Here is a 25378-nt window from a genome sequence, read left to right as displayed (position 1 = left end):
TGACTACCCCGCGCGTCAATACACGCGAACCGGTGCCGCAAAAACAGACTGGGCCCCCTCCCGTGGGAGGGGGCCCAGTCTGTGTCAACGACGAAAAGTCAGAGCCAGGTATCAGGCGTGGTGGCGGTGAGGAATGCGTCCAAATCATCACGCCATTGCGCCGGGGTGTTCTTGTCCGGCTCGATCCCGGTGTACTCGCCACGGTAGAACAGCAGCGGCCGAGGCTTGCGCTTGGGAACCTCGGACAACGAGTGCACCGCACCGAACACCACGAAGTGATCCCCGCCGTCGTGTACGGAATGCACATTGCAGTCGATGTGGGCGAGGCTGCCGTCGATAACCGGCGAGCCGAGTTCCGATGGCGTCCAATCGATTCCAGCGAACTTATCCGGCGCCTTGGAGCCGAACTGCGCGGACACGTGCTGCTGATTCTCGTGCAGCATGTTCACGCAGAATTTTCCGCTGGCCTCGATTGCCTGCCACGCCCGCGACTGCTTGGTGGGGCAGAACAACACCAACGGCGGGTCGAGCGACAGCGCCGCGAACGATTGGCAGGCAAAGCCGACCGGCGCGTCATCGTGCAGGGTGGTGATCACCGTGACGCCAGTACAGAACTGGCCGAGCACATTTCGGAACGTGCGCGGGTCGAGCGACTGAGCTTCCGTCACTTGAAAATCACCGTCACTTGAAGCCCACGGAGAAGTCGTGGCCCCAGAGGCTGATCCCCACGCTCTCGCGGGCGATCCAGCTCTCATCCTCGACTTCCAGTCCCTCACAACCGAATTCCATGTCGAACCCACCCGGGGTCTTCATGTAGAAGGACAGCATCTTGTCGTTGATGTGCCGGCCCAGTGTCGCCGACATCTTCACCTGGCGGCGCTGCGCGCGATCCAGGCACAGGCCGACGTCGTCGGAGTTCTCCACCTCGACCATCAGGTGCACGATGCCGGTCGGGTTGGGCATCGGCATGAAAGCCAGCGCATGGTGGCGCGGGTTGCAGCCGTAGAAGCGCAGCCAGACCGGATCCCCGTCGGCCGGACGACCCGCCAACTGCGGCGGCAGCTGCATCGAGTCGCGCAGCTTGAAGCCCAGCACATCCTGGTAAAACGCCTGTGCTGCGGCGTCGTCGTCGCAGGTCAACACGACGTGCCCGAGACCCTGCTCGGAGGTGACGAACTTGTGGCCGTACGGGCTGACGAATCGGCGGCCCAGGTACTGGGCGCCGTAGAACGCCTCGAGGACATTGCCCGCGGGATCGGAGAACCGGATCAGGCCCTCGACCCGACGCTCGCGGATCTCGTCCTTGGTGCCCTCGACGAAGTCGACGCCCGCCTTGGACAGCGTCTCGCGCAGACCCTGAAGCGCCGGTGCGTCGGCAACCTCCCAGCCCGAGATCAGCAGCCGGTCACGGTCGCCGGGCACGATCACCAGACGGGCCGCGAAGTCGTCCATCCGCAGATAGAGCGCACCGGGGATGGCACCCTCACCCTCGACCATGCCCAGAACCTTCAGCCCGAATTCGCGCCAGGCGGCCACGTCGGTGGCCTCGATGCGCATGTAGCCGAGTGCCTTGATGCTCATCGGTCAGCCTCCCAGGAAATCGATGGTGAGCTTGTTGAACTCGTCGAACTTCTCGACCTGAGCCCAGTGTCCACACTGCCCGAAGACGTGCAGCTGGACCCGCGGAATCTGCTTGAGCGCGACCAGCGCGCCGTCGAGCGGATTGACCCGGTCCTCACGGCCCCAGATGAGCAGCACCGGCTGGCGCAGCTTGTAGACCTCGCGCCACATCATGCCGAGTTCGAAGTCCGCACCGGCGAACGACTTACCCATCGCGCGGGTGGCAGCCAGCGATTCGGGCGTGCTGGCAATGGCGAACCGCTCATCGACCAGTTCCGGGGTGACCAGCTTCTGGTCGAACACCATGATCCGGATGAAGGTTTCGAGGTTCTCCCGCGTCGGTTCGAAGTTGAACTTGGCGAGCGCCTTAACACCCTCGGTCGGATCCGGTGCGAACAGGTTGACGCTCAGGCCGCCCGGGCCCATCAGGATCAGCTTGCCCGCACGGTCCGGGTAGTCCAACGCGAAGCGCACCGCGGTACCGCCGCCGAGCGAGTTGCCCAGCAGCGGGATCCGGCCCTGCAGACCGAGGTGGTCGAACAACCCCAGCAGCGCCTTGGCGCTGTAGCGGTTGTACTGCTCGTGCTCGGTGTGTTTGTCGGAGTGCCCGTAGCCGGGCTGATCGACCGCGAGCACGTGGTAGTGCTCGGCCAGCACCGCGATGTTGCGGCCGAAGTTCGACCAGCTCGAGGCACCGGGACCACCGCCGTGCAACAGCACGATGGTCTGGGCATTCGGGTCACCGGCCTCGTGGTAGTGCAGCCGCATGTCATCTCTGACCTGGGCGTACCTCGAGGTGGATTCGAACGTGATCTCTTGAGTGGCAGTCATGTATCAGACCATGGTGTCGGCCGGGGGCAGGCCGAACTCGTTGTTGCCGAAGATCAGGTAGGCACGCTCGGGATCGTTGGCCGCGTGAACCCGACCGGCGTGGGCGTCACGCCAGAACCGCTGCACCGGAGCATCATTGGACAGCGCGGTGGCACCCGAGGCCTCGAAGAGCCGGTCGATCGAGGCGATCGCACGGCCGGTGGCACGCACCTGATCGCGACGGGCGCGGGCCCGCAGCTCGAACGGGATCTCCTCACCGGCGACCAGCAGGGCGTACTCGTCGGCGACGTTGCCCGACAGCTGACGCCAGGCGGCGTCGATGTCGCTGGCGGCCTCGGCGATCCGGATCTTGGCGAACGGATCGTCCTTGGCCTTCTCACCGGCGAATGCCGCGCGGACCCGCTTGCCCTGGTGCTCGACGTGGGCGTCGTAGGCGCCGTAGGACATGCCGACGATGGGCGCGGAGATGGTGGTGGGATGGATGGTGCCCCACGGCATCTTGTACACCGGGGCGGTGTTGGTCTGGTAGCCGCCGGCGGTGCCGTCGTTCATCGCCTTGTAGGACAGGAAGCGATGCTTGGGCACGAACACGTCCTTGACCACGACGGTGTTGCTGCCGGTGCCGCGCAGGCCGACGACGTTCCACACATCGTCGATCTCGTAATCGGTGCGCGGGATCAGGAAGCTGCCGAAGTCCACCGGGCGGCCGTCCTTGATCACCGGGCCGCCGAGGAAGGCCCAAGTGGCGTGATCGCAACCCGAAGACCAGTTCCAGGAGCCGTTGACGATGTAGCCGTCACCGGTCTCGGTCACCACACCGGCACCCATCGGGGCGTAGGACGAGGAGATCCGCACCGCGGTGTCCTCACCCCAGACATCTTCCTGGGCCTGCTGATCGAACAGGGCCAGGTGCCAGTTGTGGACGCCGATGATGCCGGCCACCCAACCGGTGGAACCGCACGCGCTGGCCAGGCGCCGGACCGCCTCGTAGAAAACCGTCGGGTCGCACTGCAGGCCACCCCACTGCTCGGGCTGCAGCAGCTTGAAGAAACCGATGTCCTCCAGCGCCTTCACGTTCGCGTCGGGCAGCTTGCGCAGATCCTCGGTTTCCTGAGCGCGCTCACGCAGCGTCGGCAGCAGTTCGTCGATGCCGGCCAGAACTGCCTGCACGTCACGCTGTTCAATGGATGTCACGGAAATGCCTCCCAAGAATCGGACTGCGATAAGCGCGAGCTGACCGCCTAGACAGAGATTAGAACACGTTACGATTTGTGTCGAGTAGGGCCTGGCAATGCAGGGCTGGACCTGGGCAAGTACGTTTTTGTAACCTGTTCTAGTTATGAGTGAAGAGAGGGGCCAGCCGTGACCGATGAGCCACTGGGTAGCCATGTGCTCGAACTGCAGGTCAGCGCGGTCATCGAGGAGACAGCCGACGCGCGGTCGATTGTGTTCTCGGTACCTGACGGTGCCGAGATCCCGGCCGACCGGTTGCGCTACACCCCGGGCCAGTTCCTGACCCTGCGGGTGCCGAGCGATCGCACGGGCTCGGTAGCCCGTTGCTATTCGCTGTCCAGCTCGCCGGTGACCGACGATCAGCTGACCGTCACGGTCAAGCGGACCGCCGACGGCTATGCATCGAACTGGCTGTGCGACAACGCACATGCCGGCATGAAGATGCACGTGCTCGCTCCGTCGGGCACATTTGTCCCGCGCGACCTCAATGCCGACTTCCTGCTCCTGGCGGCCGGCAGCGGCATCACCCCGATGATGGCGATCTGCAAGTCCGCGCTCGCCGAGGGCACCGGCAACGTCGTCCTCGTCTACGCCAACCGCGACGAGAACTCCGTCATCTTCGGCGCCACCCTGCGTGAACTGACCGCCAAGTACCCCGACCGGTTCACCGTCGTGCACTGGCTGGAGACCGTGCAGGGTCTCCCCAGCCCCGCCGCACTGGCCGGGCTCATCGCGCCCTTCGCCGCACGCGAGGCCTTCATCTGCGGGCCCGGACCGTTCATGGCGGGAGCCGAGCAGGCGCTGAAGCAGGTCGGCGCCGCCGACGACCGCATCCACATCGAGGTGTTCAAATCACTGGATTCCGACCCGTTCGCCGCCGTGGTGATCGAAGAGGACGACAGTGACGAGGGCCCCGCGACCGCGATCGTCACCCTGGACGGCGCCACTCATGAGGTCCGTTGGCCACGGTCGGCCACGCTGCTCGACGTCCTGCTGGACAAGGGCCTGGACGCCCCGTTCTCCTGCCGCGAAGGTCATTGCGGCGCCTGTGCGGTGCTCAAGAAGTCCGGGGACGTCGAGATGAAGATCAACGACGTACTCGAACCGTCCGATCTGGATGAGGGCCTGATCCTGGGTTGTCAGGCCAGACCGGTGTCGGATTCAGTCGAAGTCACCTACGACGAGTAACGAGCGGATACCTTTCTTGACGATGACGATCAATAGGCTTTCCGCAGCGAGCACGGCAGCGGTGCTGACCGCGGCTGCGCTGGCGTTCCCCGCGTCGGCCTCGGCCGCCGCCAACTCGGCCGTCAGCTCGATCCCGAGCCCCCAGGGCACGATCGAGATGCACGTCAGCGCGAACTGCGCGGGTACGCAGTGCACGTTCAACACATCGGCCAACCTGCTGACGCCGGACGGTCCCATCGGATTCCCCGGTGATGCGTGGGCACGTCAGACCATCACCCTGCGCAGCTCCAACAAGGACACCTGGCAGGAAGCGTCCTACAGCGCGCCGGCCGGGATGCCGCGGGAGATCAAGGGCTCCAACCACGACAACGTGCTGTCGAAGTTGTACCGGTCGGTCAACAAGGTCGAGATCTCGGCGACCTACTTCGGTGGCGGGCCGATCGAACGCTTCAGCATCGAGGGCGTATCGACACCCACCAAGTGGCAGACCGGACAGCCGAACACCGCGGACAGCTTCATCATCTGCTCGGACATCCACGTGGTCTGGGGCGGAGTGAACCTCGCCACTCCCCCGGCCTGCGCGCAGACGGGATTCTGACCGGCGCTCACGCGCCCTGCTCTGACATGTGCTTGTCCACGAGTCTGCGCCACCGGCGGTGCCGGTAGGCGTAGATCCCGCGGGCCAGCGCCACCACCACGGGCGTGAGCCGGCCGGCGTCGATCTCGACGGTGTCGCTGTACCGGCACGACCGATCGTCGACCGGTTCGACGTGCAGGGTGTGATCCCAGGTCCGCAGCACCCCGCCGTATTCGTGGGTGCGGATCGTGCGGGTGGTGTCGTCGACATCGCGAACCTCGATGGTGTGCCGGTAGGCCGGGATCACGTGGAAGGCGAACAGCCAACCAGCACCCCGGTCCCCAACCCGGAACGGTTCGGTGCGTCCGGCCAGAGCGGGCACGCCGAACAGGCCGCGGCAGACGTAGAGAAACGTCGGGACCTGTTGCATGGCCTGCCACACTCGTTCGGTGTCGGCGGGCAGAATCGTCTCAACATGGATGCGCTGCATGTCACCAATTTTCGAGAGCCGCGCGGCGCCTGACTACTCGCTTTTCGTGCGGAGGCGACGATGACCCCGACCGACCGGTTTCGTCCCCGTAAGCAGCCCAGACAGCAACGCGCCGTGGAGACTCGACAGGCCATCCTCGACGCGGCGGCTCGCATTTTCGCCGAGTACGGGTACACGGCGGGCACCACCAACCGCATCGCCGAAGCAGCGGATCTGTCGATCGGCTCGCTGTACCAGTACTTCCCGAACAAGGACGCGATCCTCTCGGCGCTCACCGACGCCCATGTCGACGCCGGGGCGGCACTACTGCGCGAGCGCACGGCCGGAGGGCTGCCCGAGTCACTCGAAGACCTGCTCCGCCTGTTCGTCCGGGCGAGCATCGACAACCACCGCGACGACACCCGTCTGCACCGCGTGCTGTTCGAGGAAGCTCCGCGCTCACCAGCCCTGCTGAACCGGTTACACCGCACCGAGGAAGATGCCGTGAGCGCGGCAAAGGCCTTGCTGGACAGCCATTCCGACGTGACGGTTGCCGACACCGCATTCGCGGCACGCATGGTGGTCGCGACCGTCGAGTCGCTGACCCACCGACTGCTGGCCTGCGAGAAGCCCGCCGAATCCGAGCAGCTCGAGGACAGCATCGTCACGATGCTGGCGGGCTACCTACGGGGTCACTAGCTCTGGCGAGCAGACGCGTAGGTACCCGAAAATGACAATTCACGGGTACTTTCGCGTCTGCTCGCCGGGAAAAGTCTTACCGCGGCAGGCCGAGCAAGCGCTCACCGGCGACGGTCAGCAGGATCTGCTCGGTGCCGCCGGCAATCGTCAGGCAGCGGGTGTTGAGGAAGTCGTGCACCTCGCGGTTGCGCACCGCACCCCCGCCGTCGGACAGTTCCAGCCGGAACTCCGACAGAGTCTGGCGATAACGCACGCCGATCAGCTTGCGCGCGCTGGCCTGGGCGCCGGTGTCCTGGCCGCTGACTGCCAACTGCGCGATCCGCTGGTCCAGCAGTGAGCCCACCTGAGCGGTCAGGATCAACCCACCGAGGCGGTCCAGATCGGCCGGGTCCACATCCGGCTGCGCGCCGAGGGACCGCAGCAACTCCTCCATCGGATTGCCCAGCGCCGTCCCGCCTGCCATCGCCACCCGCTCGTTGGCCAGCGTGGTGCGGGCCAGCCGCCAGCCGTCGTTGACGGTGCCCACCACCATCTCGTCGGGCACGAACACGTCGTCGAAGAACACCTCGTTGAACAGCTCGTCACCGGTGATCTCGCGCAGCGGGCGAATGTCGATGCCCGGTGTCTTCATATCGATCAGGAAGTAGGTGATGCCCTTGTGTTTCGGGGCGTCGGGGTCGGTGCGCGCCAGGCACACACCCCAGTGCGCCTTCTGCGCCGCCGAGGTCCACACCTTCTGTCCGGTCAGCTTCCAGCCGGGCTCACCGTTCGGGCCTTCGGCGCGAACAGCTTTCATGCGCAGGGCAGCCAGGTCGGACCCGGCCCCCGGCTCGGAGAACAGCTGGCACCAGGCCAGGTCACCGCGCAGGGTGCCCGGCACGAACTGGTCGATCTGTGCGGCGCTGCCGTGGTCCAGGATGGTCGGCACGGCCCACCACCCGATCACCAGATCCGGGCGCACCACCTCGGCCGCGGCGAGCTCCTGATCGATCAGCAGCTGCTCGGCGGGAGTTGCGTTGCGACCGTAGGGACGTGGCCAGTGCGGGGCCAACAGACCGGACTCGGCGAGGGCCACCTGCCGCTTTTCCACCGCCAGCGCGGCCACCTCGGCCACCGCGGCACTGATCTCCGGGCGCAGCTCGGCCACCGACTCCAGATCGATCCGAAGTTCGCGACGCACACCCTGCTGGGTCAGTGCGGAGACCCGGCGGATCCACCGACGCCGCCCACCTAGGGCATGCGAAATCCCGTACGCGCGACGCAGATACAGATGCGCCTCGTGTTCCCAGGTGATACCGATACCACCGAGCACCTGGATGCAGTCCTTGGCGTTGGCCTCGGCCGCGTCTATGCCTGCGGCGGCCGCCACCGCGGCAGCGATCGACAGCTGGGAATCATCGGACTCCGACACCGCACGCGCCGCATCGGCCGCCGACACCGAGATCTGCTCCGAGCGCAGCAGCATCTCGGCACACATGTGCTTGACGGCCTGGAAGGAACCGATCGGCTTACCGAACTGCTCGCGCACCTTGGCGTACTCGGTGGCGGTCTGCAGGGTCCAGCGGGCCAGCCCGGCGGCCTCGGCGGCCAGCACGGCCGCGGTGATGTCGGCGAACCGCTGCGGCGAGACCTCGAGCACCTGTGCGGGCGTGGAATCGAGCACGACCCGGGCCAGCGGCAGCGAGAAATCGGTGGCGGTGAGCAGTTCGATGCTCACGCCTGCGGCACTCGCGTCGACCAGCACCACGCGATCCCCGGCAGGCAGCAACAGCACGCCGGCCGCATCCGCGCCCCGGACGTACTCGGCGGTGCCCGACACCGTGCCGGATTCGGGGCCGCCGGACAGCGTCAGGTCGGCGCTCAGCGCCGCGCCTGCAGTGCGCTCGCCCGACACCAGTGCCTCCAGCACGGCCTCATCGGTGACGATCAGGGTGGCCAGCGCCGTGGTGGCTACCGGACCGGGCACCAGCGCGGCGGCGGCCTCGTCGACCATCGCGCAGAGGTCCTCGACCGTGCCGCCGGCCCCACCCTTCTCCTCGGGTACAGCAACGCTGAAGATCCCTAGTTCGGCGAGACCCTGAAACGGCCTGCGCCAGGCATCGGCATCATCTTCACCGGATCGGACCGCCGTGGCGGTGTCGGTTGCGGCAGCCCAGCTCCTTACCAGGTCGCGGGCGGCAAACTGCTCGTCGGTGATGGTGGCAGATGCGCCGGCCATGGTGGACCTCCTAGCCCCTCACGCGAGAAGTCCGTGCTTCCCACTAGAACGTGTTCTAATGGTGACAGTGTTCGACCGTCAAGTCGACCCGCATAACAGCAGGACACGTCCGTGTGTTTGACGGCGCGGAGGTGCGTAGAAGGAGATCGCCGTGCGTATCGTTTTTTACGAGGTACGCGACGAGAGGGGGCCGCAGACAGCATGTCCAGCGCACCACAGCAGGCAGGCAGCGAATCATCCGGCTCGGACACCCGACCGCGTGAGGTCCTGAACGTGGCAGTCCTCGCCGAATCCGAACTCGGTTCAGAAGCTCAGCGGGAGCGCCGCAAGCGCATCCTGGACGCCACCCTGGCCATCGCCTCCAAGGGCGGCTACGAAGCCGTCCAGATGCGGGCCGTGGCCGAACGGGCCGATGTCGCCGTTGGCACGCTCTACCGCTACTTTCCGTCCAAGGTCCACCTACTGGTGTCCGCCCTCGGCCGCGAGTTCGAACGCATCGACGCCAAGACCGACCGGGCCGCCCTCGCCGGCGGGACCCCCTACCAGCGGCTGAGCTTCATGGTCGGCAAGCTGAACCGGGCCATGCAGCGCAATCCCCTGCTCACCGAGGCCATGACGCGGGCCTTCGTCTTCGCCGACGCCTCTGCCGCGGGCGAGGTCGACCACGTCGGCAAGCTGATGGACTCGATGTTCGCCCGCGCGATGAGCGACGGCGAGCCGACCGAGGACCAGTACCACATCGCCCGGGTCATCTCGGACGTGTGGCTGTCGAACCTGCTGGCCTGGCTGACCCGGCGGGCCTCGGCCACCGACGTCAGCAAGCGACTGGACCTGGCCGTGCGGCTGCTGATCGGCGCCGAGGACAAACCTAAGATCTGACGGGTGACCCTTCCCGTCGAACTCCAGGACGCACTGGCCCGGGCCGCACGCATACCCAGGCTGCTGATCACCTCCGATTTCGACGGCACCCTCGCCCCGATCGTGAACAACCCGGCCGACGCGCGCCCACTGCGCGACGGGGTTGAAGCACTGACCCAGCTCTCTAAGTGTCCCGGCACCGCGACCGCCCTGATCTCGGGGCGGGCACTCGACGTGCTGCGGGATCTGTCGGGCATGCCGACGGCCGTGCACCTCGTCGGCAGCCACGGCGCCGAGTTCGACTCCGGATTCGCCCACCCCATCGATCGCGCCCTGCTCGATCAGATCGCCGCCGAGCTCACCGCGATCGCCGGTGCCCGGCCCGGGGTGACCGTCGAATTCAAACCGGCAAGCGTGGCCCTGCACGTCCGCAACGCCGAACCTGCCGACGCCGACTCCGCGCTGGCACAGGCGCGTGCGGCGTCGCAGACCTGGAATGCGGAGCTGACCGAGGGCAAGGCCGTCCTCGAATTCGCCGTGATCACCACCGACAAGGGCGAGGCGATCGACATCCTGCGCGACGAGCACGAGGCGTCCGCGGTGATCTATTTCGGCGACGACGTCACCGACGAGAAGGCGTTCCGCCGGTTGCGCGACGGCGACGTCGGCGTCAAGGTCGGGCCCGGCCAGACCCTGGCCGGTTACCGGGTGGACGAGCCCGAAGATGTTGCGGCCGCACTGAAATACCTGCTGCAGGTGCGCACGGCGAACTAGGCCGGCGGGCCCGAGGTCCGGCCGCGCACGACCTCGGTTTCCAGTACGTCGATCACCGGCAGCCCATCCCGCGGCGGATTGTGCAGCAACTCACCGGCCCTGCGCCCCTTGGTCACACTGGACTGCACGACCGTGGACAGGCCGCGGCGCAACGCTTCGGGCACCCCGTCGAAACCGGTCACCGTCATCTCCCCGGGCACGTAGATGCCACGTGACCGCAGATAGTCCATGGCCGACAGGGCCAGCACGTCGGCGGTACACATCAGGGCGGTGATGCGGGGATTTGCCTCCAAAGCCACTTCAGCGGCGGCACCACCCGAGGTCGGCAGGTGGTCGTAGCTCTCCACCACCGTCAGCCTCGCCGGTGCCAGCCCGGCGGCCGTCATCGCGTCGTACACACCGTGGATGCGCTCGCGCTGCACATGGAAATGCGGGGTCAGCACCCGATCTGGATCTGCCAGTGCGGGTTTCGTGCCGGCGTGCGTCCAGTCCCGGCCCAGCCGCATGGTCAGCAGGCCGATGTCCTGATGACCCAGTTCCAGCACGTGCTCGGCCAGTTGGCGCATCGCGCCGCGATCGTCGATGCCGACCCGCGAGACCCCGGGAACGTCCTTCGGCTGATCGACCACCACGACGGGCAACTGGCGCTGACGCACCACCGACAGATACGGATCGTCGTCGGAGGCCGAATACACCACGAATCCGTCGACACCGGCGGCGAGCACGGCCGCCGAACCGTCCTCGAAACTGCGGTTGGGTCCGATGGCCACCAACAGCAGCCCCTGCCCCACCGCCTCACAGGATTCGGCAAGTCCGGCAACGAAATCCAGCGCGGCGGGATCACTGAACGAGTAGTTGAGCGGCTGGGTGATGATCAGTCCCACCGCGCCGGCCCGCCGGGTACGCAGGGAGCGGGCCACCGGATCCGGTCCGGCGTAGCCCAACCGCTTGGCCGCATCGAAGATGCGGTCGCGAAGCTCGGCGGACAACTGGTCAGGACGGTTGTACGCGTTGGAGATCGTGGTGCGCGAAACCTTCAGGTCGGCCGCCAACGAAGCCAGGGTGGCCCGCCGCGGCGGGTGGGGACTCCTCGGCATGCTTTCTGAGGCTAGTGGATGGTCGAATTCCTCACCCGGTCAACCGTCCACACCGCCAACCAGATTCCGCAGGCGATCGTGACGATCAAGAAGCTCGGCGGCATGTTGAAGATTGCCGACACCGCCAGCCCGGCCCACACCGACGCCACGCTGATCCCGGTTGAGATCGCCATCGCGAGAATCGGCCGGGCCGTCACCATGATCGCCGTCGCGGCCGGGGTGACGACGAGCGCGAACAGCAGCAGCGTGCCCACGGCCAGCACGGCCATCGTCACCGCGATCCCCAACAGGACCATGAACAGCACCGACAACGCCCGGACCGGCACCCCTTTGGCCTCGGCCACCTGCGCGTTGACCGACGCGAACAGCAGTGGGCGGAAGACGAACACGACCGTGGCGGCCAGCACAACCAGCAGTGCGGTGAACATCAGCAACTGCTGGTGGGTGATGGCCAGCAGGTTCCCGAACAACACATTGGTCAGCGTGGACGAATTCTTGGTGGCCAGCGAGTTGAAGAACAGGCCGAAACCGGTAGCCAGCGCCAGTATGGTGCCGGTGGCCACCTCACGGTCATGAGCCCGGTTGCCCAGCGCCCCGATCACCAGCGCCCCGCCGACGCAGAACGCTCCCAGCCCCAATCCGACCGGAAGCCCCAGCAGCGCCGCGCCGGTGGCGCCGGGCAGACCGATGTGGGCCAGTGCGTGCGCGGCGAAGGCGGTGTTGCGGACGATGACGAAGTAGCCGATCAGGCCGGCGGCCAGCGCTACCAACGTGCCGCCGATCAACGCGTTGCGCATGAATACCGACGTCAGGATCTGCCACCAGTTGTGCTGGTAGCCCAGTGCCAGGTTGCCTTGGGCGAAGGTTCCAGCAGCAGCCAGACCTGCCGACATCACACGCTCCTCATGTACATCTGCCCCATCGGGGTGTTCGCCACCTGGACCTGGGTTCCGTAGAGGTGGGTCAGCAGGTCGGCGTCCACCACCTCGTCGATGGCGGCGTGGTGTGCGTGCCCGTCGAGCAGGTAGATCGCACTGTCGAGCACGCTCAGCAGTGGGTTGAGGTCATGCGCGACAACGAGAATCGTCACACCCAGGTCCTTGTTGAGCCTGGCCAGCAACTGCACGATCTCGTGTTGGTTGCGCAGGTCGAGTGCGGCCAACGGCTCATCGAGAATCAGCATTTTCGGATGTCCGACAAGGGCATTCGCCAGGGCGACGCGCTGGCGCTGACCGCCGGACAGCTCCGACAGCCGCATGTTCGCGAACCCGGTGGCCTCGACCCAGGCCAGGGCCTCGTCGACCCGGGCCCGGTCGGCGGCCGAGGTGCGGGTGAAACCCCAGCGCCGCCCGGTGAGCCCGAGGGTCACCGCACCGCGGGCCCGGATGGCCTCCCCCGCACCTGCGGCGTAGTCCTGGGGGACGTAACCGATCAGATCGTTGTGTTCACCCGGCTCGCCGCCGAGCACCCGCACCGACCCCGAGGCCGCGGGCAACAGGCCCAGCACGACCTGCAGCATCGTGGATTTTCCCGATCCGTTGGAACCGATCAGCGCGACGATGCCACCGGTCGGGATCTCGAAGGTGCCCTCCGACCAGATCAGCCGGCCCCCGCGCACGGCGCTGACGTCGTCGAAGACGAGGGCGGGCGGCAGGGCGTCCGTTGACACTAGGACTGAACTCCGAGCGCTTTGGCGAGCGCGGTCAGTTGGTTCACCTGCCAAGCCTCGAACGAATCCACTCCGGGCGCCACCGTTTCGGTGACATCGACAACCGGAATCCCGGCGCTCTCGGCGGCGGCCCGGATCTGCTTGGGCACCGAGCCCTCGGTCTGGGTGTTGTAGATCAGCACATCGACACCGTGATCGGAGAGCAGTCGCAGGAATGCGTCCAGATCCGCCGGTGACGGGTCGGTGTGGTTGGACGAGGCCGCCTGGAAGCCCGCAGGAGTCTGATTGACCAGGCCGACCGCGGCCGCCATGTCGTCGAACAGCACTTCGGTGGCGGCATAGCGCTTGCCGGGCGCCTTGGTCTTGATGTCGGCGATCAGCTGTTGGTAGGGCTGCAGCGCGGTGGCGAACTCGGCGCGACGCTGGAGGAAGTAGTCCCGTGCCTCGGGAGCCGCTTGACCGAGCTCCTCGGTCACGGTGTCGGCGATGCCGCTGACCGCGGCGGGGTTGTACCAGGCGTGCGGGTTGGCCCGTGATTCGTCGGACTGGCCGACGGCCGAGACGACGACCGCATTCGGCGCGGTGCTCATCGCCAGTTTGTTGGCCCACGCGTCGTAGTTCCCGCCGTTGACGACAACCAGTTGGGCGCCTTGGAATTTCGCCGCGTCGGCGGGCGAGGGCTCGAAGTCGTGCGGATCGACCGACGACCCGGCGATTATGGTGGTCACCTTGGCACAGTCACCGCCCAGGGCAGACACGATGTCGCCCCACTGGTCGACGCTGACGACCACGTTCACCGGTGTCGTCACGCAGTTGCCTGCCGATTCGGGCTGGGTCGCTTCAGAGCCGCAGGCGGCCAGCGGGGTGACGAGCAGCAGGCCCGCCAGTGCGTAGAGCTTGAGGTTCACGACCACATCACCCAGTAACGATAACCGTTTTCATTAGCGCCTGCACATCGGGGTCCTATGGCCGACGCCCCCAGACTTTGTGCATCGTCGCGGAGCGGTACGCGAAAGTCGGATCCTGCAGGGCGGCCCAGGCCGCGGCCACCGCCGATTCGGGGAGCACCCCGGCGACCACCATCAGGTCGTCGACCTGTTGGAAGCTCTGCATCAGGAGAAGTGCCTGCGGACTGCCACCGCGCTCCACGGTCAACCGGCCCTCGTTGACGACACCGGTGAGTCCGAGTTGTTCGACGTGCACCGGCAGCATTGAGCCGTAGTGCAGGTTCATCACGTTCGCCTCGGCGAGGAACTGTGTGCGGGCGTTCAAGTACTCCGCGTACCCCGCGGCCAGCGGATGGCTCCGGTCGACAGGCGCCGTGGTGCTGTAGTCCGGTTCCTCGACTGCGAGCCGACCTCCCGGCCGCAGCGCCGCAACCATGCGCCGCAGCGCCCCGACCGGGTCGGCCAGGTGCAGCACCAACGCCCGGCTGTGCACCAAATCAAAACGGCCCGACTCGATTTCGTCGACCGTGATATCAAGGCGCCGAACTTCGACTCCCAATGCCGGTAGGTCGTCGAGGAAACGCGGATCCAGATCCGCAGCGACGACATGCCCGGACGGACCCACGCGATCGGCCAGCCAACGCGCCACCGATCCCGCCCCCGCGCCGACCTCCAGGCAGGACCAACCGGGGGCCACCCCCACCGTTTCGAGGAAGCGGATCGTCCACGGATCGCACAGCGACTCGAGCACCCGCAGCCGCGCCAGCTCTTCGTCCGTCTCGTAGTCGGCCGCAAAGTAGCCGCCGTCCCCCGTAGCGTCCGTCATCGGAACATTCTCGACATCACGACGGGGTTCGGTCGCAGAATCGCCCAGCCCATAAGCTCCACTCGTGTCTGAGCACGCCTTCAGCCCCGACGAGCGTCGCGCCGTCTACCGGGCCATCGCCGAACGCCGGGATATGCGCCGGTTCGTCCCCGGCAGCACGGTGGCGCCCGAGGTCCTCAGCCGCCTGCTGCACGCCGCACACGCGGCACCGAGCGTCGGCCTCATGCAGCCGTGGCGGTTCATCCGCATCACCGACGACGCGCTGCGCGGCAAGATCCACGCCCTCGTCGACGAGGAACGCATCCACACCGCCGACGCGCTCGGCGTCCGTGGCGATGAATTCCTGGCCCTGAAGGTCGAGGGAATCCTCGATTGCGCCGAGCTGTTCGTGGTTGCCCTCGGCGAGAACCGCGACCGGCACATCTTCGGCCGCCGCACCCTGCCCCAGATGGACCTGGCCTCGGTGTCCTGCGCGATCCAGAACATGTGGCTGGCCGCCCGCGCCGAGGGCCTCGGCATGGGCTGGGTGTCGATCTTCAAACCCCTGCCCCTGGCCCGGTTGATGGGCATGCCCGCCGACGCCGAACCCGTGGCGATCCTGTGCCTCGGCCCGGTGCCCGAGTTCCCGGACCGGCCGGTGCTGGAGATCGAGCACTGGACCACCGCACGCCCGCTGCCCGAATTCGTGTCGGAGAACGGCTGGCCGGACCCGACGTCGTCCTAGGCTGGTCGGGTGGCTGCATCCGTCGACCTCAACGCCGATCTCGGCGAGAGCTTCGGCGCGTGGAAACTCGGTGACGACGAGGCCATGCTCGACCTGGTCACCAGTGCCAACGTGGCCTGCGGTTTCCATGCCGGGGATCCGGCGCTGTTGCTGCGCACCTGCCGCGCGGCCGCGGACCGCGGTGTACGCGTCGGCGCCCAGGTCAGCTACCGGGACCTGGCCGGATTCGGCAGACGCTTCATCGACGTCACGCCCGAGGACCTGACCGCCGACGTGATCTACCAGATCGGCGCGCTGCAGGGCATCGCCCATGCCGCCGGAACAACTGTGACCTACGTGAAACCCCATGGTGCGCTGTACAACACGATCGTCAGCCACCGGGACCAGGCCGCCGCGGTGGCGGCCGCGGTAGCGGCCGTCGACACCGGCCTGCCAGTGCTGGGCCTGTCCGATTCGGTGTTCTTCGAGGAGGCCGAGCAACGCGGGCTGCGCACCGTCGCCGAGGCGTTCGCCGACCGCGCCTACCAACCCGACGGCACCTTGGTGTCGCGGCGCGAACCTGGCGCGGTGCTGCACGATCCCGCGGAGATCGCCGAGCGGGTGGCGCGGATGGTCACCGCCGGCCAGGTCACCGCGTTGGACGGCTCGGCCATCGAGGTGACAGTGGATTCCGTCTGCGTACACGGTGATTCCCCGGGTGCGGTGCAGATCGCCACGGCGGTGCGTGAGCGCCTGACCGAAGTCGGGATCACCCTGGCCGCGTTCAGTTGAGCGCGCAATCTCCGCAGTTCGATCCGCCGGGCACCCGGTAGTAGAGGCAACAACTGCGGCGGCGGAACGTCAACCCCGTCAGGTGGCCCGTCCCCACCAATTCGCCGGTGGCCAACAGTGATTCGGTGACGTCCAGGACGTCGTAGTGCAGTTCCGGTCGGGCCCGGGCCAGCTGAGCCGCCGCCGCGACCAACGCCGCCGCGGCATTGCCGTAGAGCAGCCGCGGCGCCATCTTGACCCGAAGCCCGGCGGCCAGCGGCTCGAGGTGGTCGACGATCACCGATCGATACAGCTGCCGCACCATCTCCGTACCGGCGTCGACAGGTTCGCCCAGCGGCTCCGGCAACCGGAGTTCGGTACTGGTGCCGCGGCGCTGCAGATCGGCCAGCCCGGGCAGCACCCCGTACTGCAGCGCACACCCCAGCAGCGGTGACCACAAGCGTGACGCGTGGCTGAACTGAACCAGGGAGGCACCGATACGAAGGTCCGTCGTGCGATACCCGGCGGTGGTCTTGGCGACGAGGTCGGCGCAGCCGTCGTCATAACAGCGTCGCACCGGAACCCAGCCGGCCGGATCCCCGCCGACGGTGATGGCGAAGAACCCGCCGAGCGAGGCGATCTCGCCGAGCTGGGTGCCGATGTTCACCACGTCGCCACCGTCTTGGGCACGACGGTGATCTGAGGCCTTCCGGCATCGACAGCGATCCGGGCTGCGACCCCGTATACGTCGGCAAGTAGATCCACGGTGAGGACCTCCACGGGGGTTCCGACGGTAACCAGTTCTCCGCCGTCAAGCACACAGATCCGATCGCAATATGCCGCAGCGAGATTCAGGTCGTGCAGGGCGGCGACCACCGTCGCACCGGACTCCCGCAGCAGGCCCAGGGCCTCGTGCTGGTGGCGCAGATCGAGGTGGTTCGTGGGCTCGTCGAGCACGATGACCTCGGTGCGTTGGGCCAGCGCGCGAGCGATGAGCACGCGTTGCTTCTGTCCTCCGGACAGCCGGCCGTAGCCGGCCCCGCTCAGGTCCGCAATATCCAGCGCGGCCAACGCGCTGCCGATGATTTCGCGGTCCTCACGGCTGTCGGAGTCGAACGATCGCTTGTACGGTGTGCGCCCCATCGCCACCATGTCGAACACGGTGAGCTCGAAATCGCCTGCGGCTTCCTGCAATACCGCCGCGACGCGTCGCGCGGCCAATTTGCCGGGCAGCATCCAGACGTCGGCGCCGTCAACCAGCACCCGTCCCGCGCTCGGCCGCAGGGCCCGGTACAACGTCCGCAGCAGCGTCGTCTTGCCAGCCCCGTTGGGACCCACCACGGCCAGCATCTCACCGGGGGCGACCGACAACGAGACGTCGGCGATCAACGGTCTGCCGCGCACCGACACCGAAACCGCCTCGAACTCCACGCCTGCCGTCACACCCGGGCCTTTCGTCGCATCAGCCACAGGAAGAACGGCCCGCCGACGAGTGCGGTCAGGATCCCGACGGGCAGTTCCTCCGGCGCGGCCACGGTCCTGGCCACGATGTCGCACAGCACCAAAAATGCCGCCCCCAGCAGTGCGGCGGCCGGCAGTGCCCGGCGATGGTCGGCACCGACCAACAGACGCGTCACATGCGGCATGACCAGCCCGACAAACCCGATCGTCCCGCTGACCGCGACCATGGTTCCGACCATGAGCGCCACGACGAGAAACATTCCCGCCCTGAACCGGTGTACATCGAGCCCGAGCGAGGCGGCCGCCTCCTCACCGGTGTAGAGCAGATTCAGCGATCGGGTGACGGCCAGCAGCACGATCACGCCGAGGACCACCGCCAACGCGGGCACCCAGACCATGCGCCAGGTGGTGCCACCCAGGCCCCCGAGCATCCACCGCACAGCCGACTGCGCCTTGTGCGGATCGTCAGAGGTCACGATCATCAGACTTGCCAGCGCGGACAGCACCTCGGCCACCGCCACGCCGGCCAGAACCAGCCGTACGGTCGTCATCCGCCCGCCCGAGCGGGCCAGAAAGTAGACCGCGACGAGCGCGAGGAAGGCTCCGAGGAAAGCTGCCAACGGCAAGGTCAGTGCAGGTAGCACCCCGGCGCCGAACACCAGCATGGCGACGGCGCCGACCGAGGCTCCCGAGGAGACGCCCAGCAGCATGGGATCGGCGAGCGGATTACGCACCACGGCCTGCAGCGCCATGCCGCACGCTGCCAGCCCTGCCCCGACCACCGCCGCCAGCACGACCCGGGGCAGCCGGGCGTCGAGCACGATGGATTCCCTTACCGCAGGCCAACTCTGCTCGACGAGGCCCGGATGGACGGCGTGCACCACGATGGCCCACACCTGTCCCGGCGCGATGGACACCGAACCGACGGCAACGCCGGCAGTCATCGCCGTCAGCAACAGCGCGGCAAGCCCGGCGAGGACCAGCCGGTAGGGAATCACGAAAATCGGTCCGGGTGCAGCTGTCGGGCCAGGGCCTGCACCGCGCGGCCCACCCGCACCCCGACCACCACCGAAGACAACGGGAGCACCGCGAACCGCTGCTGAGCAACCGCCGGAACATGTTGCAGCAGCGGATGTTCGGTCAGAAAGCGTTTCTTGTCGGCAACCGGCTGATCGCCGTAGTCGTAGATCACGATGACCTCGGGCGCCCGCTCGGCGAACTGCTCGAACGATACGTCGCCCCACACCTTGGGCACGTCGGCGAACACGTTGACGCCGCCGGCCGCCTCGATCATCAGGTTGCCGATGCCCTTGCCGCCCGAGGTGAACACCGTCGCCTCACCGCTGTCATAGACCGCGACCCGCGCCGGCTGGACGTCACGCACCTTCGCCGCGGACTGCGCCAGCTCGTCGTGCAGCGTCTGGATCTGCCGCTCGGCCCGGTCGGTGACACCGAAGATCTTTCCGATACTGCGGATTTCGTCGTCCACGGTGGACATGGCGACGGGCCCGGACCGGCAGTCCTCGATATTGAGGTAGGTATTCACCCCGGCGTCGGTCAGCCGTTGCCGGGCGCGACCCTCCTTCTCGTCGAACGCACTGTCCCAGCCGCCGTAGACGAAATCGGGTTCGACAGCCAGCAGCGACTCGTAGGACGGGTACTCCTTGGCCAGTACCGGAACGCTGTCGTAGGCGGCCTGATATTCGGGCAGGATCCGGTCGTCGAGGAACGACGTGCCGACCATGGAATCCTGCAGGCCCAGCGCCAGCAGCGTCTCGATCGCATGCTGGTTGAGTGCGACCGCACGGGCCGGCGGTCGGCCATAGGTGGTGCTGACACCGCAATTGTCGACAGTGACCGGGAATCCCGGCGGAGCGTTGCCCGCAGTCTCAGGCGCTGCGGTCGAGGCGCACCCCGATACCAGTAGCGCCGACACCAGTCCGGTGATCAGCCAACGAGCACCCATGGGCGTACCCGTCCTCTCCGGGGAGATCCGCCCCAGTACGTGCGAGGTGGCGACTGCGGTGTTTGTCTGGCTCTCGACGGCCAACGGATGCTGGTCGATCGATCACAGTGGCGGGACCGCGCCGGATTCACACCGGCTTCCACGATCCGCAGTCGCCCTATCGCCTCGAATGGTAGGTCAAGCCGGGCCGACCACCGGCAGCAGCGCCATCTCCCTGGCGTTCTTGATCGCCGTGGCGACCTGGCGCTGTTGTTGCGGAGTGAGCCCGGTGATGCGCCGGGACCGGATCTTGCCCCGCTCACTGATGAAGGTGCGCAGCAGATGGACATCCTTGTAGTCGACCTCGGTCACGCCGAGGGCCTTCAGCTGATTGCGCCTGGGCTTCTTGACATCGGTGGCCGGAGGGCGCTTCCTGGTGTTCTTCCGGGAGTTCGCCGCCATCACCAACTCGACTTCCGCACGCCCGGCAGTTCACCGCGGTGCGCCATTTCGCGGACGCGGACCCGCGACAGCCCGAACTTCCGCAGATGGCCACGCGGCCGGCCGTCGACCGCGTCTCGATTGCGCAGCCGCACCGGGCTGGAATCACGCGGCAGCCGCTGCAGCGCCGTGACCGCTGCGGCTTTCTCCTCACGCGTGCCGGCCGGATTGCGGATGGCCTCTTTGAGCTCGGCCCGTCGTTCCGCATAGCGCTCCACGAGTTTCCGGCGCTGCTCGTTCTTGACGATCTTGGATCGCTTGGCCATCAGCGCTCCTCACGGAATTCGACGTGACGACGGGTGACCGGGTCGTACTTGCGCAGCACGATCCGGTCCGGGTCGTTGCGGCGGTTCTTGCGGGTGACGTACGTGTACCCGGTGCCCGCGGTCGACTTCAGCTTCACGATGGGCCGGATATCGGTGCTGGCCATCAGATCTTCTCCCCTGCGCTACGCAGCCGGGCCACCACGGCCTCGATGCCGTCACGGTCGATCACCTTGATTCCCTTGGCGCTGACCCGAAGCCGGACCCGGCGACCCTCGCCTGCCAGGTAGTAGGTCTTGGTCTGGATGTTGGGGTTCCAGCGGCGACGACTGCGCTTGTGCGAGTGCGACACCGTGTTGCCGAACCCGGGCGAGCGCCCGGTGACTTGGCAGTGGGCAGACATCGGTCTCCTTCGAATGGGGTAGCCTTACGATAATGATAATCATTTTCAATAACAACTTTCTCGGGAGGTGCGGTGCGAACCCCTGTGGTGCTGATCGCCGGTCAAGGTGACAGCAACGGCGTAGCGGACGAACTGGGCCGCAGGCCCGGAACCGTGCTGGTGCGCCATACCTTTGACGGCCACGTGGTGCTGCGGACCGTGGCCGACCGGAACGGGACATCCGAACTCGCTCTCGAGCTCGCCCACGGTTGCGTGTCCTGCACCGTCCGCGACGACCTGCTGATCCTGTTGCGGCGCCTACACCGGCGCGGCGACGTGGATCGCATCGTGGTGCAGTTGATGCCCTGGCTGGAGGCCGAGCCGGTGTGCTGGGCGATCAACACCATCCGGGTCCACGTCGGGCCCGGTTACCTCGACGGGCCTGCCGCTCGCGACGTCACCATCGAGGCGGTGATCGCGTGCCTGGACGCGGCGGTCTGGCTGCAACAGTCTGTCGGCGACGAGGAACTGCCCGACGGACGCACGGTCGCCCAGGTGGTCGTCGGTCAGGCCGAGTTCGCCGACATGCTGGTGCTCAACGAGCCCGAGGCCACCACCCTGGCAGTGCTGCGCCGGCTCGCGCCCCGCGCCCGCATCACCGTGGGCCCCGACCGCGTCGAGCTCGCCCTGGCGCATCTGGAGCCGAACAGCCGGCGCGGGCGCACGGCCACCCCGCACGATCCACTCCTGGCCGGTGAACCGCCGCTGGCGCCCGACGACGAGGTCATCATCATCGAATTCGCCGCGCGGCGGCCGTTTCACCCGCTGCGCCTGCACGACGCCGTCGACCTCCTGCTCGACGGGGTGGTGCGCACCCGCGGCCGGGCCTGGCTGGCCAACCGCCCGACCGACGTCATGTGGATCGAATCCGCGGGCGGCGGAATGCACTTCAGCAACGCCGGAAAGTGGTTATCGGCAATGGATTCCACCGAGCTGGCCTACACCGATCCGGAACGCGTGGCGATGGCCGCGATCGACTGGCATCACCAGTTCGGCGATCGTCACGTATCGCTGACGGTCCTGGCCTGCGGTGCCCGCCCCGGCGAGGTCATCGAAGCGCTGCGCGGCGCGCTGCTCACCGACGACGAGCTGGCCCGACCGGACCTGTGGGCCGATTACCCCGACCCGTTCGGGGACTGGCACCAAGAGCCCTGTCAGCCGGGAATTGACGAACCCGCCGCGTCCGTCCATCAGGAAATCCGTCAGGACATCCATCAGGAAGGGGAATCCCAATGAAGCCCGCAATCCATCCCGACTACCACCCCGTGGTGTTCCAGGACGCCTCTACCGGCACCAGATTCCTCACCCGGTCCACGGCAACCAGCGAACGCACCATCGAGTGGCCGACCCCGGACGGGATCCAGACCTACCCGCTGATCGCCGTCGACGTCACCAGCGATTCCCATCCGTTCTGGACCGGCACCGCACGGCACCTCGACTCGGCCGGGCAGGTGGAGAAGTTCCGCCGCCGCTACGGGTAGGTCCTGGTTCTAGGGTGGGACCATGCGGCTCAAGCCCGGCAGACCCGACCTGGCCCCCTATGCGCGGTTCTTCGACGCGCCGGCGGCCACACCGCAATCCCCGGTCACCGTCACCTGGGCCGGGGTCAGCACGCTGCTCGTGGACGACGGCACGTCGGCGATCCTGACCGACGGCTTCTTCTCCCGGCCCGCGCTGCCCCGCGTGGTCTTCCGCAAGCTGGCGCCGTCGCTGCCCCGCATCGACGGCTGCCTGTCCCGCCTCGGTATCGACAAGCTCGAAGCGGTGCTGCCGGTACACAGCCACTTCGATCACGCCATGGATTCGGCCGTGGTGGCCGAGCGCACCGGCGCCCGGTTGGTGGGCGGCACGTCGACCGCCCAGATCGGCGCCGGGGGCGGCCTGACTCCCGACCGGATCGTCACGGTCACCCCAGGCGAAGCCGTCACCCTCGGCGCGTACGACGTGACGCTCTTCGAGTCCGAACACTGCCCGCCGGACCGCTTTCCCGGCGTCATCACCGCGCCCGTCGTACCGCCGGCCAAGGTCGCGGCCTACAAGTGCGGCGAAGCCTGGTCGACGCTGGTACACCACCGGCCCAGCGACCGTCGCCTGCTGATCATCGGCAGCGCCGGCTCGGTGCCGGACGCCCTCGACGGGCAACGCGCCGAGGTGGTCTACCTCGGGATCGGCCAACTCGGCCTGCAATCCGAGCAGTATTTCGAGAGCTACTGGACCCACACCGTGCGTGCGGTCGGGGCGCGGCGGGTGGTGCTGATCCACTGGGACGACTTCTTCCGCCCGCTGCAAGAGCCGCTTCAAGCCCTGCCGTATGCCGGTGACGATCTGGACGTGTCGATGCGGGTCCTGACCCGCCTGGCCGACCAGGACGGGGTGCTTCTGCACCTGCCCACCGTGTGGGAACGGTCCGACCCCTGGCGCTGACCTTCGCGCTCGGCGCGCTGGCCGTGGTCCTGGCTTTCGCGATGGCGCGTCCCAACGGCTGGCCCGAAGCAGTCGCAGCGGTGCCCGCCGCCGGACTGCTCATCGCGTTCGGGGTGATCTCGGGGCCCGACGCGCTGACCGAGGTGAATCGTCTGCTGCCCGTGGTCGCCTTCCTGGCGGCCGTGCTGGTGCTGGCCCACCTGTGTGACGACGAAGGCCTCTTCCACGCCGCGGGCGCGCTGATGGCCCGGGCCAGCAGGGGTGATTCCCGGCGGTTGCTGACCCGGGTGTTCCTGATCGGGGCGACGACGACGGCGGTGCTGAGCCTGGACGCCACCGTCGTCCTGTTGACGCCGGTGGTACTGGCCACCGCCCGCACCTTGGCGATACCACCCCGGCCGCATGCCTATGCCAGCGCACATCTCGCCAACTCCGCGTCGCTGCTGTTTCCGGTGTCGAATCTGACGAACCTGTTGGCCTTCGCCGTGGCGGGGTTGTCCTTCATCCAGTTCAGTACGGTGATGGCGCTGCCCTGGCTGGCCGCCATCGGCGTCGAATTCGTCCTGCTGCGTTGGCTTTTCCGCCATGAGTTGAATCGCCCGGCGGCCGAGGTGACTCCGCCACCACCCGAAGTTCCGGTGTTCGTACTCGTGGTGTTGGGTTTGACGCTGGCGGGTTTCGTCGTCACGTCGGCCTTCGATGTATCGCCGGCCTGGGCAGCACTCGGCGGTGCGGTCGTGCTGGGCCTACGCAGTCTGGCCCAGCGCCGCAGCACGATTCGCGGCATCGCGCGCGCAGTCAATGTGCCGTTCCTGGCGTTCGTCGTGTGCCTGGGTGTCGTGGTGGACGCCGTCGTTCAGAACGGCCTCGGCGACGGCATGCGTGGGGTGCTCCCCCTCGGCGACTCGTTGCCCGCGCTGTTGGGCCTGGCGGCGATCGCGGCGGTGCTGGCCAACGTGGTCAACAACCTGCCCGCGGTGTTGGTTCTGCTGCCGTTGGTGGCCGGCGCCGGCCCGGCCACAGTGCTCGCCGTGCTGATCGGGGTCAACGTCGGCCCCAACCTGACCTACGTCGGCTCGCTGTCAAACCTGCTGTGGCGCAATGTGGTTCACCGTGAAGGCCTACCGGCGAAGTTCACCGAGTTCAGCAGGGTGGGACTGGTCACCGTGCCCGCGACGCTACTGGCCGCTGTACTCGGATTGTGGCTGAGCCTGCGACTCTTCGGTGGCTGACCGCCGGCTCACCACTCTTTGAGTACCCGAAGCTTGTTCGCATCGTTCATCGCGACGCGCCGCAGGCGCTTCAACTCCGGGTAGAAGGCGTTGTCCTTGTTCGCTTCCTGGCCGTTGAGGGGCAGATCGACCGCGGCGATCAGCTTTTCCTCCAGGAACCACGGCTCGGGGTGAACCACCCACGACACCAGGGCATTCTCGGCCATCCACTGCGTCAGGATAGATTCTCCCCCGGCAAAGGTTCGCTTGTCGCCGGAGCCGATACGGCGCAACTTGAAGCCGAGCTCGTCAGCGAGCAGGATGCCGAGCGTCTTGCGCAGCGTCGAACCCTCAGCGGTGGCGTTGGCCGCGCCGTAGTGGTACTTGACCCGCTTGCGCAGATTCTGGGTGCTCGGCGGCTTCCCGCTCGCCGGTGGTCGGGTGGGGCTGATGCCCACGTAGAGGAGCGTCAGTCCGTCCCGCTGCCGGCAGCCCGAAACGTCGATGCCCGCGGGGACCGTCCGGAACCACCAACCGTTGGCGCCGGGTTCCTCGGGAACCGGGCAGGGGTCGCTGAACACTTCCTCCCGGGTGAACGGCCGGGCCTCAAGAAAGGCCGCCGGGCTGCTGGCGCTTCGCCCTCTGGACATG

Annotated in this window: 31 protein-coding genes and 1 riboswitch; of the genes, 11 read left to right on the top strand and 20 right to left on the bottom strand. The window is 67.3% G+C overall.

Features of this window, described 5'->3' with window-relative positions; all coding sequences use genetic code 11:
* Window positions 1-98: 98 nt before the first annotated feature.
* From hsaB to hsaA, 4 genes are read right to left on the bottom strand one after another with little or no spacing between them, the layout of a single operon-like run.
* Complete coding sequence (gene hsaB, locus JOF57_RS28730; RefSeq protein WP_209922754.1) at window positions 99-668, bottom strand: 3-hydroxy-9,10-secoandrosta-1,3,5(10)-triene-9,17-dione monooxygenase reductase subunit; 570 nt, start codon at window positions 666-668, stop codon at window positions 99-101.
* 13 nt (window positions 669-681) lie between these two features.
* Complete coding sequence (hsaC, locus tag JOF57_RS28725) at window positions 682-1581, bottom strand: iron-dependent extradiol dioxygenase HsaC (RefSeq protein ID WP_209922752.1); 900 nt, start codon at window positions 1579-1581, stop codon at window positions 682-684.
* Between the two features lie 3 nt (window positions 1582-1584).
* Window positions 1585-2451: a 4,5:9,10-diseco-3-hydroxy-5,9,17-trioxoandrosta-1(10),2-diene-4-oate hydrolase gene (gene hsaD / locus JOF57_RS28720; protein WP_135458875.1), complete on the bottom strand. Its 867-nt coding sequence runs from the start codon at window positions 2449-2451 to the stop codon at window positions 1585-1587.
* Between the two features lie 3 nt (window positions 2452-2454).
* Entirely contained in the window at window positions 2455-3645 is a 1191-nt protein-coding gene (gene hsaA, locus JOF57_RS28715) for a 3-hydroxy-9,10-secoandrosta-1,3,5(10)-triene-9,17-dione monooxygenase oxygenase subunit (protein ID WP_209922751.1), read from the bottom strand.
* Between the two features lie 168 nt (window positions 3646-3813).
* Between hsaA and JOF57_RS28710 the strand changes: the two genes are divergently transcribed.
* Window positions 3814-4872 (top strand): ferredoxin--NADP reductase, encoded by a 1059-nt coding sequence (locus JOF57_RS28710; protein WP_209922749.1) that lies wholly within the window; start codon window positions 3814-3816, stop codon window positions 4870-4872.
* Window positions 4873-4900: 28 nt separating this feature from the next.
* Entirely contained in the window at window positions 4901-5470 is a 570-nt protein-coding gene (locus JOF57_RS28705; RefSeq protein WP_209923807.1) for a hypothetical protein, read from the top strand.
* Between the two features lie 7 nt (window positions 5471-5477).
* Here the strand turns inward: JOF57_RS28705 and JOF57_RS28700 are convergent, their stop codons facing one another.
* The gene (locus JOF57_RS28700) at window positions 5478-5939 is read right to left on the bottom strand and encodes an Rv1443c family protein (protein WP_209922747.1); all 462 of its coding nucleotides are present in this window, start codon (window positions 5937-5939) and stop codon (window positions 5478-5480) included.
* A gap of 60 nt (window positions 5940-5999) precedes the next feature.
* Here JOF57_RS28700 and JOF57_RS28695 point away from each other — a divergent pair, with 60 nt between their 5' ends.
* Complete coding sequence (locus JOF57_RS28695; RefSeq protein WP_209922745.1) at window positions 6000-6617, top strand: TetR/AcrR family transcriptional regulator; 618 nt, start codon at window positions 6000-6002, stop codon at window positions 6615-6617.
* A gap of 76 nt (window positions 6618-6693) precedes the next feature.
* Here the strand turns inward: JOF57_RS28695 and JOF57_RS28690 are convergent, their stop codons facing one another.
* On the bottom strand, window positions 6694-8835 hold the full coding sequence (locus JOF57_RS28690; RefSeq protein ID WP_209922743.1) for an acyl-CoA dehydrogenase family protein: 2142 nt from the start codon (window positions 8833-8835) through the stop codon (window positions 6694-6696).
* 201 nt (window positions 8836-9036) lie between these two features.
* Between JOF57_RS28690 and kstR the strand changes: the two genes are divergently transcribed.
* Both kstR and otsB read left to right on the top strand, forming a co-directional pair.
* Complete coding sequence (gene kstR / locus JOF57_RS28685) at window positions 9037-9714, top strand: cholesterol catabolism transcriptional regulator KstR (protein WP_029108285.1); 678 nt, start codon at window positions 9037-9039, stop codon at window positions 9712-9714.
* Between the two features lie 3 nt (window positions 9715-9717).
* On the top strand, window positions 9718-10467 hold the full coding sequence (otsB, locus tag JOF57_RS28680) for a trehalose-phosphatase (RefSeq protein WP_209922741.1): 750 nt from the start codon (window positions 9718-9720) through the stop codon (window positions 10465-10467).
* Here otsB and JOF57_RS28675 read toward each other — a convergent pair.
* From JOF57_RS28675 to JOF57_RS28655, 5 genes are read right to left on the bottom strand one after another with little or no spacing between them, the layout of a single operon-like run.
* Window positions 10464-11564 carry an Rv3575c family transcriptional regulator gene (locus JOF57_RS28675; RefSeq protein ID WP_209922740.1) on the bottom strand — a complete coding sequence of 367 codons (1101 nt, stop codon included), beginning with the start codon at window positions 11562-11564 and terminating at the stop codon, window positions 10464-10466. The two genes, otsB and JOF57_RS28675, sit on opposite strands and share 4 nt — an antisense overlap.
* A gap of 11 nt (window positions 11565-11575) precedes the next feature.
* A complete protein-coding gene (locus tag JOF57_RS28670; protein WP_209922738.1) occupies window positions 11576-12457 on the bottom strand; it encodes a metal ABC transporter permease in 882 nt (293 codons plus the stop codon).
* Window positions 12457-13233: a metal ABC transporter ATP-binding protein gene (locus JOF57_RS28665; protein WP_209922735.1), complete on the bottom strand. Its 777-nt coding sequence runs from the start codon at window positions 13231-13233 to the stop codon at window positions 12457-12459. The genes JOF57_RS28670 and JOF57_RS28665 overlap by 1 nt, the downstream gene beginning before the upstream one ends.
* Entirely contained in the window at window positions 13233-14141 is a 909-nt protein-coding gene (locus JOF57_RS28660; protein ID WP_407666616.1) for a metal ABC transporter solute-binding protein, Zn/Mn family, read from the bottom strand. Before JOF57_RS28660 ends, JOF57_RS28665 begins: the two co-directional genes overlap by 1 nt.
* A 55-nt stretch (window positions 14142-14196) precedes the next feature.
* Complete coding sequence (locus tag JOF57_RS28655) at window positions 14197-15006, bottom strand: class I SAM-dependent methyltransferase (protein ID WP_209922731.1); 810 nt, start codon at window positions 15004-15006, stop codon at window positions 14197-14199.
* A 64-nt stretch (window positions 15007-15070) separates the two neighbouring features.
* Here JOF57_RS28655 and bluB point away from each other — a divergent pair, with 64 nt between their 5' ends.
* Together bluB and JOF57_RS28645 are read left to right on the top strand one after the other, a co-directional pair.
* Entirely contained in the window at window positions 15071-15730 is a 660-nt protein-coding gene (gene bluB, locus JOF57_RS28650) for a 5,6-dimethylbenzimidazole synthase (protein WP_209922729.1), read from the top strand.
* Window positions 15731-15739: 9 nt separating this feature from the next.
* Window positions 15740-16501: a LamB/YcsF family protein gene (locus JOF57_RS28645; protein ID WP_209922727.1), complete on the top strand. Its 762-nt coding sequence runs from the start codon at window positions 15740-15742 to the stop codon at window positions 16499-16501.
* Here the strand turns inward: JOF57_RS28645 and JOF57_RS28640 are convergent.
* From JOF57_RS28640 to rpmB, 8 genes are all read right to left on the bottom strand, one after another.
* Window positions 16494-17147 (bottom strand): (2Fe-2S)-binding protein, encoded by a 654-nt coding sequence (locus JOF57_RS28640; protein WP_209923806.1) that lies wholly within the window; start codon window positions 17145-17147, stop codon window positions 16494-16496. The two genes, JOF57_RS28645 and JOF57_RS28640, sit on opposite strands and share 8 nt — an antisense overlap.
* Window positions 17144-17923, bottom strand: a complete 780-nt coding sequence (locus JOF57_RS28635) for an ABC transporter ATP-binding protein (RefSeq protein WP_209922725.1) — start codon at window positions 17921-17923, stop codon at window positions 17144-17146. The genes JOF57_RS28640 and JOF57_RS28635 overlap by 4 nt, the downstream gene beginning before the upstream one ends.
* Entirely contained in the window at window positions 17920-18936 is a 1017-nt protein-coding gene (locus tag JOF57_RS28630) for a FecCD family ABC transporter permease (protein WP_307870143.1), read from the bottom strand. Before JOF57_RS28630 ends, JOF57_RS28635 begins: the two co-directional genes overlap by 4 nt.
* Entirely contained in the window at window positions 18936-19907 is a 972-nt protein-coding gene (locus JOF57_RS28625) for an ABC transporter substrate-binding protein (RefSeq protein ID WP_209922724.1), read from the bottom strand. Before JOF57_RS28625 ends, JOF57_RS28630 begins: the two co-directional genes overlap by 1 nt.
* A gap of 40 nt (window positions 19908-19947) precedes the next feature.
* Window positions 19948-20073: riboswitch (cobalamin riboswitch) on the bottom strand.
* Between the two features lie 11 nt (window positions 20074-20084).
* Window positions 20085-20348, bottom strand: coding sequence for a 30S ribosomal protein S18 (gene rpsR / locus JOF57_RS28620; RefSeq protein ID WP_209922722.1), 264 nt, complete (start codon window positions 20346-20348; stop codon window positions 20085-20087).
* A complete protein-coding gene (gene rpsN / locus JOF57_RS28615; RefSeq protein WP_209922720.1) occupies window positions 20348-20653 on the bottom strand; it encodes a 30S ribosomal protein S14 in 306 nt (101 codons plus the stop codon). The genes rpsR and rpsN overlap by 1 nt, the downstream gene beginning before the upstream one ends.
* Window positions 20653-20817, bottom strand: a complete 165-nt coding sequence (gene rpmG / locus JOF57_RS28610; protein ID WP_209922718.1) for a 50S ribosomal protein L33 — start codon at window positions 20815-20817, stop codon at window positions 20653-20655. The genes rpsN and rpmG overlap by 1 nt, the downstream gene beginning before the upstream one ends.
* Window positions 20817-21053, bottom strand: a complete 237-nt coding sequence (gene rpmB, locus JOF57_RS28605) for a 50S ribosomal protein L28 (protein ID WP_163667033.1) — start codon at window positions 21051-21053, stop codon at window positions 20817-20819. The genes rpmG and rpmB overlap by 1 nt, the downstream gene beginning before the upstream one ends.
* Window positions 21054-21125: 72 nt before the next feature.
* Between rpmB and mrf the strand changes: the two genes are divergently transcribed.
* The 4 genes from mrf to JOF57_RS28585 are packed head-to-tail and all read left to right on the top strand — an operon-like array spanning window position 21126 to window position 24748.
* Window positions 21126-22328 (top strand): ribosome hibernation factor-recruiting GTPase MRF, encoded by a 1203-nt coding sequence (mrf, locus tag JOF57_RS28600; protein ID WP_209922715.1) that lies wholly within the window; start codon window positions 21126-21128, stop codon window positions 22326-22328.
* The gene (locus tag JOF57_RS28595) at window positions 22325-22573 is read left to right on the top strand and encodes a type B 50S ribosomal protein L31 (RefSeq protein ID WP_209922713.1); all 249 of its coding nucleotides are present in this window, start codon (window positions 22325-22327) and stop codon (window positions 22571-22573) included. Before mrf ends, JOF57_RS28595 begins: the two co-directional genes overlap by 4 nt.
* A gap of 22 nt (window positions 22574-22595) precedes the next feature.
* Complete coding sequence (locus JOF57_RS28590; protein ID WP_209922712.1) at window positions 22596-23516, top strand: MBL fold metallo-hydrolase; 921 nt, start codon at window positions 22596-22598, stop codon at window positions 23514-23516.
* 41 nt (window positions 23517-23557) lie between these two features.
* Window positions 23558-24748, top strand: coding sequence for an SLC13 family permease (locus tag JOF57_RS28585; RefSeq protein WP_407666656.1), 1191 nt, complete (start codon window positions 23558-23560; stop codon window positions 24746-24748).
* Between the two features lie 8 nt (window positions 24749-24756).
* Here JOF57_RS28585 and JOF57_RS28580 read toward each other — a convergent pair whose 3' ends face one another.
* Window positions 24757-25377, bottom strand: a complete 621-nt coding sequence (locus tag JOF57_RS28580) for a GIY-YIG nuclease family protein (protein ID WP_209922711.1) — start codon at window positions 25375-25377, stop codon at window positions 24757-24759.
* Between the last annotated feature and the right edge of the window lies 1 nt (window position 25378).

The sequence above is a fragment of the Mycolicibacterium lutetiense genome (assembly GCF_017876775.1).
GTDB lineage: Bacteria > Actinomycetota > Actinomycetes > Mycobacteriales > Mycobacteriaceae > Mycobacterium > Mycobacterium lutetiense.
The sequence above is the reverse complement of the archived record's forward strand: the minus strand, read 5'-3'. Positions and strand labels throughout refer to the sequence as shown.